Origin of the sequence: Catenuloplanes nepalensis (assembly GCF_030811575.1) — a bacterium.
Lineage (GTDB): Bacteria > Actinomycetota > Actinomycetes > Mycobacteriales > Micromonosporaceae > Catenuloplanes > Catenuloplanes nepalensis.
Genome location: NZ_JAUSRA010000001.1, coordinates 8,401,043 through 8,421,565, shown reverse-complemented (window position 1 = coordinate 8,421,565; position 20,523 = coordinate 8,401,043). Strand labels below are relative to the sequence as shown.

Below are 20,523 nucleotides of genomic sequence, written 5' to 3'. Positions count from 1 at the left end.
TGGCACGTCAGGCCCCCTTGGCCGTCCGGGCGGTGGGCGACATCGCGATCAGATGCGCGGCCGGCTCCGAGTACACGACGCCGACGACCTTGGCGCCCTCGAAGTGGAACGAGGTCAGGCTGGCCAGGCCGCACTGCCGCTTGCGCGGGTCGTGCCAGAGGCGCTTGCGCTCCACGTGGTTGCGCAGCGTCCAGATCGGCAGCTGGTGCGAGACGCAGAGCGCCTCGTGCCCCTCGGCCTCGGCGCGCGCGGCCTCCAGCGCCGCGTACATCCGCTGCGCGATCACCGTGTACGCCTCGCCCCAGGACGGTGTCACCGGGTCGCGCATCACCCACCAGTTGCGCGGGTCACGCAGCGAGCCGTCGCCGACCGAGACGCGCTTGCCCTCGAACCAGTTCGCGCTCTCGATCAGCCGGTCGTCCACCGCGATCGGCAGCCCGAACTGGGCCGCGATCGGCTCGGCGGTCTGCTGCGCGCGTTCCAGCGGGCTGGCCACCACGTGCGTGATGTCCCGGTCGGCGACGGCCTGCGCCGCCGCCTTCGCCATCTGGACGCCCAGCTCGGAGAGGTGGTAGCCGGGGATCCGGCCGTAGAGGATCTTCTCCGGGTTGTGCACCTCACCGTGCCGCAGCACGTGCACGACGGTCTTGCTCGTCACGCCTTACCCCCTTCGGCCCGCCGCGGCCGCCGCACGGGCGGCCCGCGGGAGCGCCGCAGCGATGATCTCCAGTGCCTCGTCGTCGATCGCGGTCGAGACGAACCACGACTCGAACGCGCTGGGCGGCAGGTACACGCCGAGCGCGAGCATCTCGTGGAAGAACGCCTTGAACGCTTCCGCGTCCTGCCGCTTCGCGGACGCGTAGTCGGTGACCTCGGCGTCCGTGAAGAAGATCGAGAACATGCTGCCGGCCGTGGCGAGCCGGTGCGGCACGCCCGCCTCGGCCAGCGCCTTCGTGGCCAGCTCGCCGATCGTGGCCGCGGTCGCGTTCAGCCGCGCGTAGACCGCGTCGTCCGCGAGCCGCAGCGTGGTGAGACCGGCCGCGCAGGCCAGCGGGTTCCCGGAGAGCGTGCCGGCCTGGTAGACCGGGCCGGACGGGGCGAGCTTGGCCATGATCTCGGCGCGACCACCGAACGCGGCCGCGGGCAGGCCGCCGCCCATCACCTTGCCGTAGGTGAACAGGTCCGCGTCGACCGGGTCCAGGCCGGTCCAGCCGTTGCGGGAGAGCCGGAAGCCGGTCATCACCTCGTCGACGATCAGCAGCGCTCCGTGCCGGTGCGCGATGTCGGCGAGTTCTCGATTGAAGCCGTCATGGGGCCGGACCACGCCCATGTTGCCCGGCACCGCCTCGGTGATGATGGCCGCGATGTCCGGATTTTTCGTGAAAGCTTCCTCGACGGCGGCGACGTCGTTGTACGGCACCACGATCGTCTCGGCCGCGCTCGCACCGGTCACGCCGGGCGAGTCGGGCAGCGCCAGCGTGGCGACGCCGGAGCCGGCCGCGGCCAGCAGCGCGTCCACGTGCCCGTGGTAGCAGCCGGCGAACTTGACGACCTTCGAGCGGCCGGTGAAGCCGCGGGCCAGCCGGATCGCCGACATGGTCGCCTCGGTGCCGGAGTTGACCAGGCGGATCGCGTCCACGCCGGTGCGCGCGACCATCTCCTCGGCCAGCTCGACCTCGCCGGGCGTGGGCGTGCCGAAGCTGGTGCCCTTCGCGGCCGCGGCCTGCACCGCCGCGATCACCTCGGGGTGCGCGTGCCCCAGGATCAGCGGGCCCCAGGAGCAGACCAGGTCGACGTAGCGCCGGCCGTCCGCGTCGAACATCCACGGGCCCTCGCCGCGGACCATGAACCGCGGCGTGCCGCCGACCGCGCGGAACGCACGCACGGGAGAGTTGACCCCGCCCGGCACGATGGCCTTGGCACGGTCGAACAGGGCCTCGGAGGCGGGTGCCTCGCCAATATGTGAGTCGCTCACGGTTCGCCCATTCTGTCAGCGCCCGGCGCAACCCGGGCAACCACCCCTGAGCAGGAGTTGTCCGTGTCACCGGGCGCCGTGGCAGGACGTGCCGACACCCCCGGACGGGTTTCTCAACAGGCTAGCGAGACCAGATCGCGATAGGCTGAGCGCGTGGAGCGTCCGGAGCTGTCCATCGCGTTACAGCGGACCCCCGGCGAAGTCGTGCTCAAGCTCGCCGGGGAAATCGACATGCTCACGGTTAGCAAACTATCGAGCATCGTAAATGAAATGGTGGCCGATCCGCCACCGCGCATCATTCTCGACATGGGCGGCATCACGTTCTGCGACTCCCAGGGTCTCGGCACGCTCGTCGTGCTGTCCCGAAAGGCGTCGTTCGCCCAGAGCGTGCTCATCCTCACCAACGTCGGCGACTTTCTCCTCCGCGTCCTCGACATCACCGGGCTGCGCTCAGCCCTGATGATCCAGGCCTCCTAGCGGCACGGAACCCGATCGGGTTCCGTGCGTGCGCGTCTTGCCGGCCACGGCGAAACCGGCAGGGAGGCCGCCCGCGGCCGACCGGTGCCCGCGGGAGCACTGGGAACTCAGCCACGCCGGAAGCGGGAAGACGATCTGGATTGTGGGCTTTCAGCTGCCCCAGCGGGCCTTCTCCAGGACGCGGACCGCGCGGGCGACGGCCTCGGGGTCGGCGGAGCCGTCGCGGAGGAGCATGAGGGACTCGTCGACGGCCTCGGTGAGGGAGGACCACTGGGACTCACGCTCGCGGACGGTTTCGGCCTGGAGCTGGAGCTGGCGGTTCTTGGACCAGAGGTCGACGAAGACGCTGACCTTCGCGCGCAGCACCCAGGGGTCGAGCGGCTTGGTGAGGTAGTCGACGGCGCCCACGGAGTAGCCGCGGACCGCGAGGTGGGAGTCCCGGTCCGCGGCGGTGAGGAAGATGATCGGGACGTGCCGGGTGCGCTCGCGGCGCTTGATGTGGCCGGCCGTCTCGAAACCGTCCATGTCGGGCATCTGGGCGTCGAGCAGGATGACCGCGAAGTCGTCCCTCATCAGCTGCTTCAGCGCGGCCTCGCCGCTCTCCACGGCCACCGGGTGCACCGCGATGCCCTGGAGAATCGCCTCCAGGGCCAGCAGGTTCTCCCGGCGGTCGTCGACCAGCAGGGCCTTCGCCACGTCCGTCATCAGTTGATCTCCCGACCGCTGCCGTTGACCCAGGCTGCCATGAGCGAGATCAGCTCGTCCAGGTCGACCGGCTTGGTGATGTAGTCGCTGGCCCCGGCCGCGAGCGCGGACTCGCGGTCGCCGGGCATGGCCTTCGCCGTGAGGAAGACGACGGGCAGCTCCGCGAAGCGATGGTTGCGCCGGATGCTGCGGGTCGTCTCGTAACCGTCCTGGTCCGGCATCATCGCGTCCATCAGGACGATGTCGACCTCCGGATGCTCGGCCAGCAGGCGGACGCCGTCGGCGCCGTTGTCCGAGTAGAGCACGGTCATGCCGTGCAGCTCCAGCGCGCTGGTCAGCGCGAAGACGTTCCGCACGTCGTCGTCGATGATCAGCACGGTGGCGCCGTCCAGCTGCCGGCTGCCCGGGACGCTGCCGCGCTCCTCCTCGATCGGGCCGGTCAGCATCGGCATCGCGATCGACGGCACCGGGCCGGCCGGGACCGTCTGGATCGGGGCCGGCTGCGCCGCGGGCACCGGGATCACCGCGTCCGGGACGAGCACGTCCGGGACATAGAGCGTGAACGTGGAGCCGTGACCGGGCGCGGACGAGACCGTGATCAGGCCGCCGAGCAGGCTCGCGAAGCCGCGGCTGATCGACAGGCCGAGGCCGGTGCCGCCGTACTTGCGGCTGGTCGTGCCGTCCGCCTGCTGGAACGCCTCGAAGATCAGCGACAGCTTGTCGTCGGAGATGCCGATGCCGGTGTCCGTCACGGAGAACGCGATCACCCGGTCCGCGGACATCAGCGACGGCACCTCGAAGCGCAGCTCGGACGGCGCGTAGGCGATGCCGAGGCTGACCGCGCCCGCGTCGGTGAACTTGACCGCGTTCGAGATCAGGTTGCGGAGGATCTGCTGCAACCGCTGCGCGTCCGTGACGATCGACTGCGGCAGGTCGTCCGCCAGCGTGACCGAGAAGTCCAGGCCCTTCTCCTCGGCCTGTGGCTTGAACGCCTGCTCGACGTAGCCGCACACCTCGTCCAGCGCCAGCTCGCTCGGCTCCACGTCCATCCGGCCGGCCTCGATCTTCGAGACGTCCAGGATGTCGTCGATCAGGCTGAGCAGGTCGGAGCCCGCGCTGTGGATCGTCCGGGCGAACTCGATCTGCTTCGCGGTCAGGTTCTCCTCCGAGTTGTCCGCGAGCAGACGAGCCAGGAGCAAAAGCGAGTTCAGCGGGGTACGGAGTTCGTGGCTCATGTTCGCCAGGAACTCCGACTTGTACGCGGACGCCCGGGACAGCTGCTGCGCCTTCTCCTCCAGGCCGATCCGGGCCATCTCGATCTCGCGGTTCTTCGTCTCGATGTTGCCCTTCTGCTCGGACAGCAGCTTCGCCTTGTCCTCCAGCTCCGCGTTCGTGCGCTGCAGCTCGGCCGACTGCTCCTGCATCTCGTGCGCGAGCCGCTGCGACTGGGCCAGCAGCTGCTCGGTGCGCCGGTTCGCCTGGATCGTGTTGAGCGCGATGCCGATCGTGCCGACCAGGCGGCGCAGGAACGACAGGTGCAGGTCGGAGAACGGGCTGACCGCGGCGAACTCGATCACGCCGAGCAGCTCGCCCTCGAAGATCACCGGGACGATCACCAGGTCGGCCGGGGGCGTCTGGGCGATGCCGGAGCGGATCACCAGCCGCTGGTCCGCGGCCGCGCCGACCCGGATCATGTCGCGGGAGATCGCGGCCTGACCGACCAGCCCCTCGCCGGGCGCGAACGTGACCTCGTTGTCCCGGGCCACGTAGCCGTAGGAGGCGATCAGCTTGAGCCGGGTGGCCGCGTCGCTGTGGTTCGCGTCCCCGTGGTCGATCATGAAGAACGCGCCGACGTGGCCCTCCACCAGCGGCGTCACCTCGTGCATGATCATCCGGCAGACCTCGCTGATGTCCCGCTGACCCTGCAGCAGACCACCGATGCGCGCGAGGTTGGAGTCGAGCCAGCCCTGCTCCGCGTTCTTCTTCGTGGTGTCGCGGAGCGTCATCACCATCTGGTTGATGTTGTCCTTCAGCTCGGCGATCTCGCCCATCGCCTCGACCGCGATCCGTTGCGACAGGTCGCCGCGCGTCACGGCCGTGGACACCTGGGCGATCGCGCGGAGCTGGGTGGTGAGCGCGGAGGCGAGCTGGTTGACGTTCTCGGTCAGGTCGCGCCACGTGCCGGCCACGCCGCGGACCCGGGCCTGGCCGCCGAGCTTGCCCTCGATGCCGACCTCGCGACCGACCCGGGTGATCTCCTCGGCGAAGCTGCTGAGCTGGTCGACCATGGTGTTGACGGTGGACTTCAGCTCCAGGATCTCGCCCTGCGCGTCAACGGTGATCTTCTGACTGAGGTCACCGCGCGCCACCGCCGTGGTGACGGACGCGATGTTCCGCACCTGGGAGGTGAGGTTGGAGGCCATCGAGTTCACGTTGTCGGTCAGGTCACGCCAGGTGCCGGAGACGCCCTTCACCTGGGCCTGGCCGCCGAGCTTGCCCTCGGTGCCCACCTCGCGGGCCACGCGCGTGACCTCGTCCGCGAACGACGACAGCTGGTCGACCATGGTGTTCACGGTGGACTTCAGCTCCAGGATCTCGCCCTGCGCGTCAACGGTGATCTTCTGACTGAGGTCACCGCGGGCCACAGCCGTGGAGACCTGGGAGATGTTGCGGACCTGGGACGTCAGGTTGGACGCCATGAAGTTCACGTTGTCGGTCAGGTCACGCCAGGTGCCGGCCACGCCGCGGACCTGGGCCTGGCCGCCGAGCTTTCCTTCCGTGCCCACCTCGCGGGCCACGCGCGTGACCTCGTCGGCGAACGACGACAGCTGGTCCACCATCGTGTTGACCGTGGACTTCAGCTCCAGGATCTCGCCGCGGGCATCCACGGTGATCTTCTGCGACAGGTCACCCTTCGCCACGGCCGTGGTGACCGATGCGATGTTCCGGACCTGCGCGGTGAGGTTGGAGGCCATCGAGTTGACGTTGTCGGTGAGGTCGCGCCAGGTGCCGCTCACGCCCTTGACCTGCGCCTGACCGCCGAGCTTGCCCTCCGTGCCCACCTCGCGGGCCACGCGCGTGACCTCGTCCGCGAACGACGACAGCTGATCCACCATCGTGTTGACCGTGGACTTCAGCTCCAGGATCTCGCCGCGGGCATCCACGGTGATCTTCTGCGACAGGTCACCCTTCGCCACGGCCGTGGAGACCTGGGAGATGTTTCGCACCTGGGACGTGAGGTTGCCGGCCAGCTGGTTCACGTTCTCCGTGAGGTCGCGCCAGGTGCCGGCCAGGCCCCGGACCTGCGCCTGCCCGCCGAGCTTGCCCTCGATGCCCACCTCGCGGGCCACGCGCGTGACCTCGTCCGCGAACGACGACAGCTGATCCACCATGGTGTTGACCGTGTCCTTCAGCTCCAGGATCTCGCCCTGGGCCTGCACGGTGATCTTCTGGGACAGGTCGCCGTTCGCCACCGCGGTCGAGACCTGGGCGATGTTGCGGACCTGGGCGGTCAGGTTGGAGGCCATCGAGTTCACCGAGTCGGTGAGGTTCTTCCAGGTGCCGGCCACGTTCGGCACCTCGGCCTGGCCGCCCAGCTTGCCCTCGGTGCCCACCTCACGGGCCACGCGGGTGACCTGCTCGGCGAAGAGCCGCAGCGTGTCGGTCACGCCGTTCATGGTGGACGCCAGCTCCGCGACCTCACCCTTGGCGGAGACGGTGATCTTCTGGGACAGGTCGCCGCGCGCGATCGCGCCGGCCACGTCGGAGATCGACCGCACCTGGTGGGTCAGGTTCGACGCCATCGTGTTCACCGAGTCGGTGAGGTCCTTCCAGGTGCCGGAGACGCCGCGCACGTCCGCCTGGCCGCCCAGCTTGCCCTCGGTGCCCACCTCACGGGCGACGCGGGTGACCTCGTCGGCGAAGGAACTCAGCTGGTCGACCATGGTGTTCACGGTGCGGCCGATACGGAGGAACTCACCGCGCAGCGGGCGGCCGTCCATCTCCAGCGCCATGTGCTGCGACAGGTCGCCCTCGGCCACGGCCACGATCACGCGGGCGATCTCCGTGGTCGGCCGGCCCAGATCGTCGATCAGCGAGTTGATCGCGCGCGCCCACTTGGCCCAGTCACCCTCGTACGCCTCGTCGTCCAGCCGTTCCGCGAGCTGACCGTCCCGGCCGACGATCCGGCTGATCCGGCGCACGTCCAGGTTCTGCCGCTCCTGGAGCGAGACCACCTCGTTGAACGCGTCCGCCACCTCGGCCGCCGGGCCGCTCCGCCGGGGCAGGCGCACCCTCAGGTCGCCCCGGCGCACGTCCCGCAGCGCATCCGCCAGCTCGGCGAGGAACGCCGCCTCCTCGGACGGGTGAGTGACAGTGCTCACAGGTTCGGCCGCGACTGCGGCAGCGCGGGTCTGTTTCGCCGTAGTCATGGAAAGTCCTCGCAAGCTCGCGGTTCGGGGCCTATCCGGGCGTCTTACCACGCGGATCGCGGGGTGGACCATGTCATCATTGCGCCTTTCACCCATCAGGTGCGAGCGTCCAGCTTGGTGAGCGCCCACCTTTCAGTGGAGGATGCAAGCGTGTCAGCCGAGGCCAGTGTCGGGTCGGACAGCGTCCGGCAGGAGCACGTACGCCGGGTGCGGCTGCCCGCCGACCGGCGGACCCCGGCCGCGGCGCGGGCTGTCGTGCGCGCGGTCCTCACCGAGGGCGGCCTGGACGAGCTGCTCAACGAGGCGTTGTTGCTGACCACCGAGCTCTCCACGAACGCGGTCGTGCATGCGCGGACCGAGCTGGAGATAGAGGTCGTCGCGGACGGGCACGGGCTGACCGTCACGGTCACCGACTTCGCGGCCGGGCAGCTGGAGACGCTGGCCGCGCGTCCACGTACCGAAGAAACGGATATTTCGGAAGTGTCGGAGCGGGGGCGCGGGCTGCTGCTCGTCGACCACTTCTCCAGCCGCTGGGGCACCACGCATCTCCGGAGCGGCAAGGGAGTCTGGTTCCGCCTCGACCGCAAGATCCCGTCTTCGTCCGGCGACCGGCTGCCGGAGATCGGGCCGCCGGAGAGCGCGGGCGCCGCGCCCAGCGCCAAGGCGCTCACCACGCTGCTGCAGTCCGCACCGGATCCGTACGGCGACGACGCGCTCGGCGACTTCGCCACCGACCTGCTCGCCCGGATCTGCGAACTGGTCGGCGCGTCCGGCGGCGTGGTCCGCCTCGACCGCGGTGACGGCGGCGGCCAGCAGCAGCTCGCGCGGTACGGCCGCGCACCCCGCCCGGACGGCGCGACCGTGCGCGTGCCGCTGACCGTGCACCGGCCGTACAGCGGCGAGCTCGAACTCGACGCCGCGCCCTCCGGCTATGCCGCGCCGCTCGCCACGCTGGTCGCCGAGCGCCTCTCGCTGCACCTGGAGAACGACCGGCTCCGCCGCGCCGACCTGCGCCGGCAGACCTGGCTCACGTTCCTCGCCGAGGCCAGCGAACTGCTCGCCCAGTCGCTCGACGTCGAGCTGACCATGGCGCTGATCCCGCAGCTGGTCGTGCCGCGGCTCGGCCAGTGGTGCGCGGTGCACACCACCGACGAGTGGGGCCGGCTGGAGCTGGCCACCGCGATCCACGCGGACGAGTCCGCGCTCCCCCAGCTGCACGCCGCGCTCAAGGAGAGCGGGCCGGACTCCGCGCTGGCCCGGCTGCGCGAGGTCTCCCGCACCGGCGGGCAGGCGCCGCTCGGCGCCCCCACGGACGGCATCGCGCTGCCGCTGATCGCGCGCGGCCAGGCGCTCGGCACGCTCGCGGTCGGACGGCACAACCGGCAGCGGCACGACCCGGACGAGATCGCGGTGCTGGAGGACGTGGCCCGCCGGGCCGGCCTCGCCATCGACAACGCGCGCATCCACGACGAGCGCCGCCGGGTCGCGCGCACGCTCCAGCAGTCGCTGCTCCCGCCGGTGCTGCCGGTCGTGCCCGGCATCGGGTTCGCGGCGGAGTACGTGCCGACCGGCTCGGACACCGAGGTCGGCGGCGACTTCTACGACGTGATGCCGCTGCCGGACGGGCGCTGGCTGGTGGTGGTCGGCGACGTCTCCGGCAAGGGCGTGCAGGCCGCGGCCGTGACCGGCCTGGTCCGCGACGTGATCCGGGTGCTGGCCCGGGACGGCAAGCCGCTGCCCGAGGTGCTCGCGCGGCTGAACGACACGCTGGTCGAGCGCGGCGGCGGACGTTACTGCACGCTCGCGCTGGCCGCGGTCGCCCGCTCCGCCGACGGTCTGCTCGACACCACGCTCTACCTGGCCGGACACGACCGCCCGGTACTGATCCACGCGGACGGCCGGGCCGCGTTCGTCGGCACCGGCGGCACCGCGCTCGGCCTGATCGACGCGATCGCCTCCCCCGCGACCGACGTGCGGATCCGGCCCGGCGACGCGCTGGTCTTCTACACCGACGGCGTCACCGAACGCCGCCGCGGCCGCGAGCTGTTCGGCCCGGACCGCCTCCGCGCGGCCGCCGGCCCGCTGGCCGGCTACTCCGCCGACGTGGTCGCGGCCCGCCTCCGTACCACCGCGATCGGCTTCTCGATAGACCCACCCCGCGACGACATCGCGATCCTCGTACTCCGCAACGACCCCTGACAGCCGCCTGCGGGCCGCGTCCCGGAAGCGGCTGTCAGCCGCGGATTCTCGCTGCGGGACACTTCGTGCCCGAAATATGACCATAAAGAGTGGTCATGCGGTCGGCTGCGGCCGGCGTGGTGCTGGCGTCTCTTCATTTTCCCGCTTCCGGCGTGGGCACGTTCCGAGTGCTCCCGCGGGCTCCATTCCCGTCGTGGTCCGGCAACCCTCGGCGGGCTGATCAGGGACCGCAGGGGTTGACCGCCGCGCGGACCGGGGCCGGGGCGGACAGGACGGTGCAGGTGCCGTCGCGGGCCAGCAGGATGCCGCGGACGGCGTCGAGGATCGCGGAGACGCGGGCCGGGGTGAGCGTGGCCGGCAGGGCCGCATGGATGACGCCGACGCCGGCCCGGCCGCGGACCGGGACCGGGGTGCCGACCGCGTCGCGGAGCGCGTAGACGGCGGCGTGCAGGTCGGCCGGGGGCACGTCGAGGCGCAGGCCGACCTCGCCGGGGTCGAACGGTGCCCGGCCCCACCAGACCGGGGGCGTGCTCTCCGGGCGGGCGTCGCCGCCGAGCAGGTCGACCAGGACGGCCGCGCGGACGCCGACCGGGGCCGGGTCGCCCTCCAGCAGGACGGAGAGCGTGCCCGCCGACTCCCGGGCTCCTCGCTGCCGCGGGATGCCGGCGGGGCGGCCGGCGGGCAGGTCGATCTCGACCGCGTCCGGGTGCACGGCCGAGCTGCGGATGCCGAGGATGAGATCGCGGGCCTCCGACGGGCTCCCGATCGTCCGGGAGACCCAGAGGCGGGCGCCGGGCCGGGGCAGTACGCGCAGCGTGGCGGAGGTGATGATGCCGGGCAGCGGGTCGGCGCAGCCGGCGAGCCGGGCGGGCCGGCGTGGGAAGCCGCCGAGCAGTCCGGCCGGGATGCCCTCGACCTCGCCGGGGAAGCCGCCGGCGTCGCCGAACGCCCGCACCGCGTCGCCGGTGAGCTGCAGCAGCTCGCCCTCGATGGTGAGGCACTTGAGTTGCAGGATCTGCTCCCGCGGTGAGCCCCAGCGGTGCCGGAGCGGGCCGGTCTCGTCGGCCGCGAGCACGCCGCCGATCGTCGGGCCGTCGGACGGCGGGTCGATGGCGAGCCGGCGGTTGACGCCGGCCAGCACGGTCTGGACTGAGCGCAGCGGCGTGCCGGCACCGACCTCGACGAGCAGATCGGGCTCGGCGTGGCGGCGCAGCCCGGCCAGCCGGCCGGTGTCCAGCACCAGGTCCAGGCCGGGCGGCGGCACGCTCCACTCGACCTTCGAGCCGGCGCCGCGCGCGGTGACCGAGAGGCCGGACCGGGCGGCGGCGCGCAGCACCTCGGCGGCGCCCTGGGTGTGCGGTGGTGCGGCGACCCAGCGGGGCTGGGTGCCGGCGATGGCGTCGGCGGGACCGCCGGGGCGGGCGAACTGCGGGCCGCAGATGCCCATGAGGTGACGCAGGATCGCGTCGTCGGCGCTCGATCCCATGATTCTTTTCCCCTGTCCGCAACGACCCCCTGTCGGCAACGGCGGCTTATCGTACACACGTTCGAAAGGCGTTTCGCAAGTCCTGAAGCGACGCTCGGTGCGGCGCCGGTAACGTGGGGAAGCGTGACCACCGAGACGCCTGCCCACGCCCGACCGCCGATCGCGAAGCGGGTGCCGACCGAGCGCACCCACCACGGCGACACGGTCGTGGACCCATACGCCTGGCTGACCGCGAAGGACGATCAGGAGACGATCGCGTACCTGACCGCCGAGAACGAGTACACGGACGCGGTCACCGCGCACCTGGCCGGCCTGCGGGAGAAGATCTTCAACGAGATCAAGCAGCGCACACAGGAGACCGACCTCTCCGTGCCGACCCGGATGGGTGAGTACTGGTACTACTCCCGCACGGTCGAGGGCAGCCAGTACGGCATCCACTGCCGGCGCGCGGTCGCGCCCGGTGAGACGGACCCGCCGATCGCGGCCGACGGCGCGCCGCTGACCGGCGAGGAGGTGCTGCTCGACGGCAACGTGCTGGCCGAGGGGCACGACTTCTTCGCGTTGGGCACGTTCGACGTGAGCCCGGACGGGCGGCGCCTGGCCTACTCCGTCGACTACGCCGGCGACGAGCGGTTCACGCTGCACGTCAAGGACCTGGCCACCGGCGAGGTGCTGGCCGACGCGGTGCCCGAGGTGTCCTACGGCAGTGCCTGGTCCGCGGACGGCTCCGTGCTGTTCTACCTGACCGTGGACGACGCGTGGCGGCCGTACCGGGTGTGGCGGCACATGATCGGCACGCCCGCGGGCGACGACGCGATCGTGTTCGAGGAGCCGGACGAGCGGTTCTGGGTGGGCGTGGGCCTGACCCGGTCGGAGAAGTTCGTCCTGATCGAGGCGAGCAGCAAGATCACCAGTGAGGTGCGGGCGATCCCGGCGCACGCGCCGCTGAGCGAGCCGGTCCTGATCGCACCGCGCCGGCAGGGCGTGGAATATTCCGTGGAGCACCACGGGCACCGGTTCCTGATCCTGCACAACGACGGCGCGGAGGACTTCGCGCTGGCGTTCACGTCGGCGGACAACCCGGGCGACTGGGTGCCGCTGATCCCGCACGAGCCGGGCACCCGGCTGGAGTCGGTCGACGCGTTCACCAACCACCTGGTGGTGTCGCTGCGCAAGGACGGGCTGACCGGCGTGCGGGTGCTGCCGGTCGGCGGCACGGACAGTTACGACCTGGAGTTCCCGGAGCCGCTCTACGACGTCGGGCTGTCCGGCAACCCGGAGTACGACACGAACTCGATCCGGCTGCACTACACCTCGTTCGTCACGCCGGACTCGGTCTACGACTACGACCTGGTGACACGCGCGCTGACGCTGCGCAAGCGGCGGCCGGTGCTGGGCGACTTCGACCCGGACGCGTACGAGCAGCACCGCGACTGGGCGCTCGCGGACGACGGGACCCGGGTGCCGATCTCGCTGGTCGCGCGCAAGGGCATCGCCCGGGACGGCCAGGCCCCGCTGGTGCTCTACGGCTACGGATCGTACGAGTCCAGCATGGACCCGTACTTCTCGATCGCCCGGCTGTCCCTGCTGGATCGGGGCGTCATCTTCGCGGTCGCACACGTCCGCGGCGGCGGTGAGATGGGCCGCCGGTGGTACGAGGACGGCAAGCTGCTGGCGAAGAAGAACACGTTCACCGACTTCGTCGCGGCCGCGCGGCACGTCGCCAAGGCCGGGTGGACCGGAAGCGACCGGATCGTGGCGCGCGGCGGCTCGGCCGGCGGCCTGCTGATGGGCGCGATCGCGAACCTGGCGCCGGACGCGTTCACCGGCGTGGTGGCCGAGGTGCCGTTCGTGGACGCGCTGAACTCGATCCTCGACCCGTCGCTGCCGCTCACCGTGATCGAGTGGGAGGAGTGGGGCAATCCGCTCGAATCGGCCGAGGTCTACCACTACATGAAGTCGTACACGCCGTACGAGAACGTGACGGAGCAGGCGTACCCGCACATCCTCGCGATGACCGGGATCAACGACACGCGCGTGCTCTATCACGAGCCGGCGAAGTGGATCGCCCGGCTGCGGCACGTGGTGCCGGACGGCTCGTTCCTGCTCAAGACGGAGATGGGCGCGGGTCACGGCGGCCCGAGCGGCCGCTACGACGCGTGGAAGGAGGAGGCGTTCGTGCTCTCCTGGATCCTCGACCGGCTGGGCCGCGCGACAGCCTGAACGACCCGTGATCACCGGCGTCCCCCATGTCGCCAATCAGAACGACACGGGGACGCCGGCGATCACGGAGGAGGCTAGGCGGTCCGCAGTTCCTCGACCGCGGTGCTGCCGCGCAGGAGGAGCAGGCTGATCCCGGCCGTCACCAGCACCGCCAGCAGCGCACCCCCGATCAGGAGCAGAAGACCCTGCACGGGTACGGGCACCGCCTGCACGATCGGCCCGATGTTCACCTCCCGCAGGTACTGCGCGCCCGCGACCGGGTCGCCGCAGATCGGGCCGTCGACCGTGCAGATCGTGCCCTGGACGCCGGCGGCCGTGACCTCCCGCCCGAGGACACGCGTGATCATCCAGCCGGAGACGGCCGCGATCAGCACCGCCGGCACGGCCGGGGTGAGCACCTGCCACACCACCGAGCGGGCGATCACACCGCGCGGCACCCCGGTCGCGACCAGCGACGCGTAGGCGCGGCGGCGGGACACCAGGCCGTCCACGGCCGCGATCAGCAGCGCCAGCGCGGTGATGGCGACGGCGACGGCGACCGCGAGGTCCACCAGGTTCATCGCGTTGAGGTAGAACCCGTCCCGGTGCGGGCCGGACAGCGTCGGCTCGCCGGTCGCCTCCGTCCAGAGCCGGTCCGCGGCCCACTCCGCGTCGGACATCGCCTGGAACTGGGCGCGGTAGCCGGCCGACACGCCGCCGACCAGCACGCACGCCAGCAGCGCGGCGAGCACCCGGCTGCCGCTCCACGGGTCGGCCATCAGCCGCGCGCCGGCCAGCAGCATGGACGGCGCGCGGCCCCATCGGCGCAGCGCCACGCCCATCAGGTAGGCGATCGCGCCGGTCCCCGCTATCACGCCGACCGCCATCGCCAGCGGCACCGCGAAGAAGACCAGGTAGACCAGCCACTCCGAGGCGGTCCCGGCCCGCTCGCCGAGCCACTCGGCGAGCGGTGCGAAGCCGAGAAGCAGCGCGAAGCCGGCCACCAGCACCAGGCCCGGCCAGGTGTGCGGCGTCCGGTTCCGCTCCGCCTGCCGGGTCACGCCGAACGGGGTGACCCGCACCCGGCGCAGCAGCAGCGCGCCGACCAGCATCGCGGCCACCGGCAGCGTCACGCAGATCGCCACGATCGCCCAGGACGGCGGCAGCACGTCCGTCGGCAGCCACAGCTCGCCGCGCGCGTTCCGCCGGTCCAGCAGCCGATGGCCGCCGAGGAAGATCCCGGCGCCGGCGAGCACGCCGATCAGCGTGGCCAGCCCGGCCTCCGCCGTGATCACCGCGAGCGTCTGGCCGGGCGTGGCGCCGGCCAGCCGGAGCGCGGCCAGCCGGCGGTCGCGGGCCGGCGCCCCGAGCCGCGAGCACTGCACGGCCAGTGCCAGCACCGGCACGCAGAGCAGCAGCAGCGCCATCGCGACGCCCGGGCGCAGACCCGGCTGCTGCAGCAGGTCCGACTGGTACTGAACGGACAGGCTCGGGTCGTCCCCGCTGTCCGGCGTGCGGATGGCGAGGACGGTCGCGGCGCTGAGCACGGCCACCGAGGCCAGCGCGGCGCTGATCGCGGTCAGCGCCACCCGGAGCGTGTCGGTGCGGGTGCCGGCGAGCGCGAGCCGCAGCGTGGTGCCGGGGCTCACCGGGCCGCCGCCGTCGACGTCGCCGCGGTGGTGATCTCGCCGTCGCGCATGGCCAGCTCCCGGTCCGCGTAACCGGCGATCCGCGGCTCGTGCGTGACCAGCACGACCGTGGTGTCCTGCGCGCGGGCGAGCCGGACCAGGTGGCCCATCACCTGCTCGCCCGCGAGCGTGTCCAGCGCACCGGTCGGCTCGTCCGCGAACAGCACGCGCGGCTCGGTGACCAGCGCGCGGCCCAGCGCGACCCGCTGCTGCTGACCGCCGGACATCTCACCCGGGCGCTTGTCCGCGAGGTCGGCCACGCCCAGCCGGTCCAGCCAGTTCAGTGCCGCGGTCCGGGCCGTCCGCCGCCCGGTGCCGGCGAGCAGCAGCGGCAGCGACACGTTCTCCGCCGCGGTGAGCTCCGCGACGAGCTGGCCGAACTGGAACAGCACACCGATCTCGGAGCGGCGCAGCCGGGCGCGGGCGGCCTCGCCCATCAGGTCGACGCGCTGGTCGCGGTAGTTCACCTCACCGGCGTCCGGCCGGAGGATGCCGGCCAGGCAGTGCAGCAGCGTGGACTTGCCGCAGCCGGACGGCCCGGTCACGGCGACGATCTCGCCGGCCGCGACGGCGAGCGTCACGCCGCGCAGCGCGGGCGACGCGCCGTAGGACTTGACGAGCCCGCGTGCGGTGAGGATCTGGTCGCGCCCCGGACCGGCCGCGCCGACGCGGCCCTGAGCCGGTGATGCACTCGCGACGTCGCTCATGTGTCAGCTCCCTGATGCAGGTCGTCGACGCGGGCGATGGTGGTCTCCATCCATCGCAGGTCGGCGTCGAGGTGTGAGATGGCGAAGTCGGCGGCGATCACGTCGCCGAGCGCCGTGTCCGGATCGAGCTTGGCCAGGGTCAGCTCCCGCAGCCGGGCCGCGTGCGCCGCGCGCTGGGCCGCGAGGTAGGTGCCGGCCCGTCGCGAGTCGGCCGCCAGCAGCGCCACGACGACCTTGGCCAGCAGCGCGCTCGCCACGAACGGCGCCGGCGCCTCGACCTCGGCGAGCCACTCGTCGAGGCGCTCCCGGCCGGCGTCGGTCAGCGCGAAGCTGGTGCGCTCCGGGCCGGCATCCCGGTCGCGCTCTCCCTCGGTGACCAGGCCGTCCCGCTGGAGCCGGCCGAGCGTGGCATAGACCTGGCCGAACGCCAGCGGCTTGGCCCGCGGCATGTGCGCGTCGTGGGCCCGCTTGAGCTCGTATCCGTGCTTGGGGCCGTTGGCTAACAGCCCCAGGAGCACGTGACTGGTGGACATGGCCGCTACTATTCACTTAGTGAATAGAAGCTGTCAACAGGGGCCCCGGCTGAGCGCCGTCACGGACGCCGCCCCGCCACCTGCGGTTTTCTCAGCCACCCACCCATCCTGCAGGGAGGAGCGCCAGCGACGACCGGTGCCCGCGGGAGCACCAGGAACGTGCCCACGCCGGAAGCGGGAAAATGAACCGGATCTTCTCAGCGGCGGCGGAGCGTGACGACCGCGGTGTCGTCGCTCATCTCCTCGCCGGTGAGTTCGGCGAGGAGGCGGTCGCAGAAGTCGTCGAGGTGGTCGTCGACGCCGGCGGAGGCGACCGCGGCGAGCGCGCGAAGGCCGTCGTCGATGGTGGCGTCGCGGCGTTCGATCAGGCCGTCGGTGTAGAGCACGAGCGTGGCGCCGGGCGGCACGACGAACTCGGTGTCGGCCGGGCGATCGGCGCGCAGGCCGAGCAGCGGGCCGCGGTCCTCGATGTACTCCGTGCGGCCGTCCGTGATCAGCAGCGGCGGCAGGTGGCCGGCGTTGGACATCCGCACGTGGCCGGTGGCCGGGTCGATCAGCATCACGCAGACCGTGGCGACCTCGCCGGGGAGCAGCGTCATCATCAGGTGGTTGATGCGGGTCAGCATGGTGCCCGGCGGGTGGCCCTCGACCGCGTAGGCACGCAGTGCGTGCCGCAGCTCGGCCATCACCGTGGCGGCGTGCAGCGAGTGGCCGGCCACGTCGCCGATCGCGACCAGCAGATGGCCGTCGATCATGGTCAGCTCGTAGAAGTCGCCGCCGATCTCGGTGTGCGCGCTGGCCGGCTCGTAGCGGCGGGCGAGGTCCAGTCCGGTCACGTCGGGCAGGCGGCGGGGCAGCAGGCTGCGCTGGAGCGTGATCGCGATGCGGTGCTCCTCGTCGTAGGAGCGCTGCGCCTCGACCGCGGCCGCGATCGCCTGCGCGAGCTGGCGCAGCACCGGCGCGCCCGGGATGTTCGCGGCGGCCTGCACCGCGACGTGCACCGCGGGCCGGTCCGGCCTGATCCGGGTGGTGGCGACGCCGACCAGGTCATCGTCCCGCCAGGTCAGCAACGGCCAGGCCTCGGCCGGTTCGGTGTGGAACGTGGTGCCGACCGCGATGTCCTGGCCCTGATCCGGGCGCCACGGATTCAGTGACGGCGTGTGCTCCGGGTCCTCGCAGGTAGCGGCCCAGAGGTCGCCGTCCGCGGTGGCGGTCGCCACGGCCGCGGGTCCCTCGAAGATCTTGGCGGCGCCCTGGGCCGCGGCCGCGAGCAGGCGCGGGAAGTCGGGTGCCGAGTTGATCGCGAGCGTGGTCTCGGCCAGCAGCGCCATCCGCTTCGCGAGCTGTTCGGCCTGCTTGCGAGCCCGGTAGTAGCGCAGCACCGCCTGGGTGGTGGCGACCAGTTCCTCCGGCTCGATCGGCTCCACCAGGTACGCGTCGGCGCCCCGGTTCAGCCCGTGCGCGCGGTCCTGCACGTCGACCGCGTGCGCGGAGACGTGCACCACCGGGAGCGCGGCGTGCTTCGAGTTGCCCTTGATCTGCTCGCAGACCTCGAAGCCGGACATGTCCGGCAGACGCACATCCAGCACGACCAGGTCGATCGGCTTGACCTCGACCAGCTCCAGCGCCTCACCGCCGGTCTCCGCCTCCACGACCGCATAGCCCGCCCGGCTCAGCCAGCTGACCAGGAGGTATCTCTTGGTGGGATTATCGTCGACGACCAGGACGGTCGCCGGCTCCACGTGCACCCGTCTCACCCCTCGTCACGCTGAGCCGGCGCCGGGGGCATCGGCCGGCTCGGCAGCACGACGGTGAACACGCTGCCCTTTCCGGGTTCGCTGGCCAGGTGCAGCGAACCGCCGAGCAGCGTGACGAGCCGCTGCGCGTACGGCAGGCCGAGACCGGTCCCGGTGCGCCCGGACGAGCTGCCGGGCACCTGGTAGAACTCCTCGAAAATGCGCTGGTGCAGCTCCGGCGGAATGCCGATGCCGGTGTCGGCGACCTCGATCTCCCAGCCGTCCTGGCCGGTCGCGGCGCGCAGCTCCATCGAGACCGTGCCGCGCTCGGTGAACTTGATCGCGTTGGTCAGCAGGTTGCGCAGCACCTGGGTGAGCAGCGCCTCGTCCGAGGTCACGGCCGAACCGGTCGGCGGATCCGCCACCACCAGCTGCACCTCGGGCCGGGTGATGACGGCGCGGGCGGTGCCGCGCAGCTGCCCGAAGAGCGCGCGCAGGTCCACCTCGGTCCAGGCCGGCTCCAGCCGGCCGGCCTCCGCCTTGGCCAGGTCGAGCAGGTCGTTGACCAGCGTCAGCAGGTCGGTCGCGGAGCCGCGGATCAGATCGACGTGCCGGGCCTGCTCGCCGGTCAGCGGGTCGGAGCCGGAGTCGGCGAGCAGCCGGGTCAGGCCGATCACCGCGGTGACCGGCGCGCGCAGCTCGTGGCTGACGTTCGCCAGGAACCTGCTCTTCGCCTCGCTGGCCGCCTTGAGCTGCGCGGACCTCTCGTCCAGCTCGTTGTAGAGCGCGACCACGCCGCGGTTGGTCTCCTCCAGCTCCTGGGACAGCTCGTTGTAGAGCGCCATCACGCCCTGGTTGGTCTCGGCCAGCTCGTCACGCTGAGCGCGGACCTCATCCAGCGCGGACATCAGCTCGCGATTCTGCACGGCCAGCTCGTCCAGCGGCGTGCCGGGAGCGTTACCGGCCAGCTCGACGCGCAGCGCGGCGATGCGCTCCGGGGTCAACGGCGCGGCGCCGATCGGAAGACGGCGGAACAGCCGCACCCGCGTCGTGCTTTCGCCACCGTCCACCTCCATCTCGTGCACCAACCGTCCCGCCGCGGCCGCCGGATCACCCGCCAGCACGGCGGTCGCGCCGGGCCCGGCGACAATCTCCACCATCAGCCTAGGAGGAGTTCCGGGTTGCGCAACAAATGCCACATCGGCCCCGCCGGGAACCGGCAGCAGAAGCCGCCCGAGATCGCTCAGCGCGGTGGCCAACCGGATCTGGTTCTGGTGATCGAGACCGGCCGCGGCCGCCACCTCCCGACCGCGCTGCCGGACCACGAAGATATCGTGCTCGCGCCGCAGGGCCATCCTGAGCAGAACGTATTCGCTCATGACGGAAGTCTCGCAGCCAGCACGCAGGCATCGTCGCGCCGCACACCGGCGTCGCGCAACACGGTCGCCGCCACCAGCACCGGCGACACCGTGCTGAGACCCGGGTAGTCACCGGGCGCCCAGCGGTCCACCACGCCGTCGGAGTGCATCACCACGGCGGCCCCGGGGCCGATCGGGTACTCGAACTCCTTGATCTGGCGACGCTGATGCCCGGCGATGCCCGGCAGCGAGATCATGCCGCGACGGCTGGAGCCCTCCACGATCGTGCCGGCGATGTTCCCCAGGCCGGCGTAACGCACCAGCCCGGCGGCCGCGTCCAGCTCCGCGATCGCGAGCGCCGCGCCGCGCGTGTGCGACATCGCCCGGTGCAGGTTCTCGACCAGAGCAGCCGGGGGTACGGCGGGCGCGTGCCGGAACGCGTTCACCGCGGCCTGGCTGGCGGCGGCGGCGAGCGGGCCGTGCCCGAGACCGTCGCTGACCAGCACCTGGTGCCGGTCGCCGGCGACGCGGATCGCGTAACCGTCGCCACTGATCTGCTCGCCGGTGATCGGGCGGCTGGTGCCGGCGGCCCAGGCCGGCTCCGGCGCCGCGCCCGGCCACACCTGCACCGCGAGCGTGGTCCCCTTGCCCGGCACCGAGTGCATGTCACACCAGCTGGACCGCCGGGCGATCGCGCCGAGACCGATGCCGAGCGTGCCGGACGTGGTGTGGCCGTCGCGCATGAACCGCGGCAGGTCGGCCATGCCCGGCCCGGAGTCGGACGCGATGACCTCCACGCCGGCCGTCTCCGCGGTGCGCACCGGGCGCAGCAGCATCGAGCCTTCGACGGCGTGCTTGAGCAGGTTGCTGGTCATCTCCGCGACCACGATCGACAGGTCGGCCGCGGGTCCCTCGGCGAGACCGAGCGTCTCCGCCAGCCGATCGGCGGCACGCCGCACCGTCGACGCGACACTGGTGTTGTCGATGCGGAACCAGGTGCCCTCGTCGGACATGGGTAGCGCCCCTC

Annotated in this window: 14 protein-coding genes; 3 read left to right on the top strand and 11 right to left on the bottom strand. The window is 71.9% G+C overall.

Translation table 11 applies throughout. From position 1 onward, the window contains the following. Positions 1–7: 7 nt before the first annotated feature. Complete coding sequence (locus tag J2S43_RS36530; protein WP_306836998.1) at positions 8–658, bottom strand: histidine phosphatase family protein; 651 nt, start codon at positions 656–658, stop codon at positions 8–10. Between the two features lie 3 nt (positions 659–661). Next, the gene (hemL, locus tag J2S43_RS36525; RefSeq protein WP_306836996.1) at positions 662–1,975 is read right to left on the bottom strand and encodes a glutamate-1-semialdehyde 2,1-aminomutase; all 1,314 of its coding nucleotides are present in this window, start codon (positions 1,973–1,975) and stop codon (positions 662–664) included. 153 nt (positions 1,976–2,128) lie between these two features. On the opposite strand from hemL, the gene J2S43_RS36520 reads away from it, so the two are divergent. Then, positions 2,129–2,452 carry an STAS domain-containing protein gene (locus J2S43_RS36520; RefSeq protein WP_306836994.1) on the top strand — a complete coding sequence of 108 codons (324 nt, stop codon included), beginning with the start codon at positions 2,129–2,131 and terminating at the stop codon, positions 2,450–2,452. A gap of 150 nt (positions 2,453–2,602) precedes the next feature. Here the strand turns inward: J2S43_RS36520 and J2S43_RS36515 are convergent, their stop codons facing one another. Both J2S43_RS36515 and J2S43_RS36510 read right to left on the bottom strand, forming a co-directional pair. Further along, positions 2,603–3,157 (bottom strand): response regulator, encoded by a 555-nt coding sequence (locus J2S43_RS36515; RefSeq protein ID WP_306836992.1) that lies wholly within the window; start codon positions 3,155–3,157, stop codon positions 2,603–2,605. After that, complete coding sequence (locus tag J2S43_RS36510) at positions 3,157–7,587, bottom strand: HAMP domain-containing protein (protein WP_306836990.1); 4,431 nt, start codon at positions 7,585–7,587, stop codon at positions 3,157–3,159. Before J2S43_RS36510 ends, J2S43_RS36515 begins: the two co-directional genes overlap by 1 nt. 150 nt (positions 7,588–7,737) lie before the next feature. Between J2S43_RS36510 and J2S43_RS36505 the strand changes: the two genes are divergently transcribed. Continuing rightward, positions 7,738–9,786, top strand: coding sequence for a SpoIIE family protein phosphatase (locus tag J2S43_RS36505; protein WP_306836988.1), 2,049 nt, complete (start codon positions 7,738–7,740; stop codon positions 9,784–9,786). Between the two features lie 220 nt (positions 9,787–10,006). Here the strand turns inward: J2S43_RS36505 and J2S43_RS36500 are convergent, their stop codons facing one another. Beyond that, a complete protein-coding gene (locus J2S43_RS36500) occupies positions 10,007–11,272 on the bottom strand; it encodes an FAD-binding oxidoreductase (protein WP_306836986.1) in 1,266 nt (421 codons plus the stop codon). Between the two features lie 123 nt (positions 11,273–11,395). Between J2S43_RS36500 and J2S43_RS36495 the strand changes: the two genes are divergently transcribed. Beyond that, a complete protein-coding gene (locus tag J2S43_RS36495) occupies positions 11,396–13,495 on the top strand; it encodes a S9 family peptidase (RefSeq protein WP_306836984.1) in 2,100 nt (699 codons plus the stop codon). Positions 13,496–13,569: 74 nt separating this feature from the next. On the opposite strand, the gene J2S43_RS36490 is transcribed toward J2S43_RS36495, so the two are convergent. The 6 genes from J2S43_RS36490 to J2S43_RS36465 all read right to left on the bottom strand — a co-directional run bounded on the left by J2S43_RS36490 (position 13,570) and on the right by J2S43_RS36465 (position 20,509). Then, on the bottom strand, positions 13,570–15,123 hold the full coding sequence (locus J2S43_RS36490; protein WP_306836983.1) for an FtsX-like permease family protein: 1,554 nt from the start codon (positions 15,121–15,123) through the stop codon (positions 13,570–13,572). Continuing rightward, entirely contained in the window at positions 15,120–15,869 is a 750-nt protein-coding gene (locus tag J2S43_RS36485; RefSeq protein WP_306836981.1) for an ABC transporter ATP-binding protein, read from the bottom strand. The genes J2S43_RS36490 and J2S43_RS36485 overlap by 4 nt, the downstream gene beginning before the upstream one ends. Continuing rightward, on the bottom strand, positions 15,866–16,402 hold the full coding sequence (locus J2S43_RS36480) for a PadR family transcriptional regulator (RefSeq protein WP_306836978.1): 537 nt from the start codon (positions 16,400–16,402) through the stop codon (positions 15,866–15,868). The genes J2S43_RS36485 and J2S43_RS36480 overlap by 4 nt, the downstream gene beginning before the upstream one ends. A 197-nt stretch (positions 16,403–16,599) precedes the next feature. Then, a complete protein-coding gene (locus J2S43_RS36475; RefSeq protein ID WP_370881702.1) occupies positions 16,600–18,159 on the bottom strand; it encodes a SpoIIE family protein phosphatase in 1,560 nt (519 codons plus the stop codon). Further along, positions 18,156–19,517 carry a sensor histidine kinase gene (locus tag J2S43_RS36470; RefSeq protein WP_306836976.1) on the bottom strand — a complete coding sequence of 454 codons (1,362 nt, stop codon included), beginning with the start codon at positions 19,515–19,517 and terminating at the stop codon, positions 18,156–18,158. Before J2S43_RS36470 ends, J2S43_RS36475 begins: the two co-directional genes overlap by 4 nt. Next, the gene (locus tag J2S43_RS36465; protein ID WP_306836974.1) at positions 19,514–20,509 is read right to left on the bottom strand and encodes an ATP-binding SpoIIE family protein phosphatase; all 996 of its coding nucleotides are present in this window, start codon (positions 20,507–20,509) and stop codon (positions 19,514–19,516) included. Before J2S43_RS36465 ends, J2S43_RS36470 begins: the two co-directional genes overlap by 4 nt. Positions 20,510–20,523 lie beyond the last annotated feature (14 nt).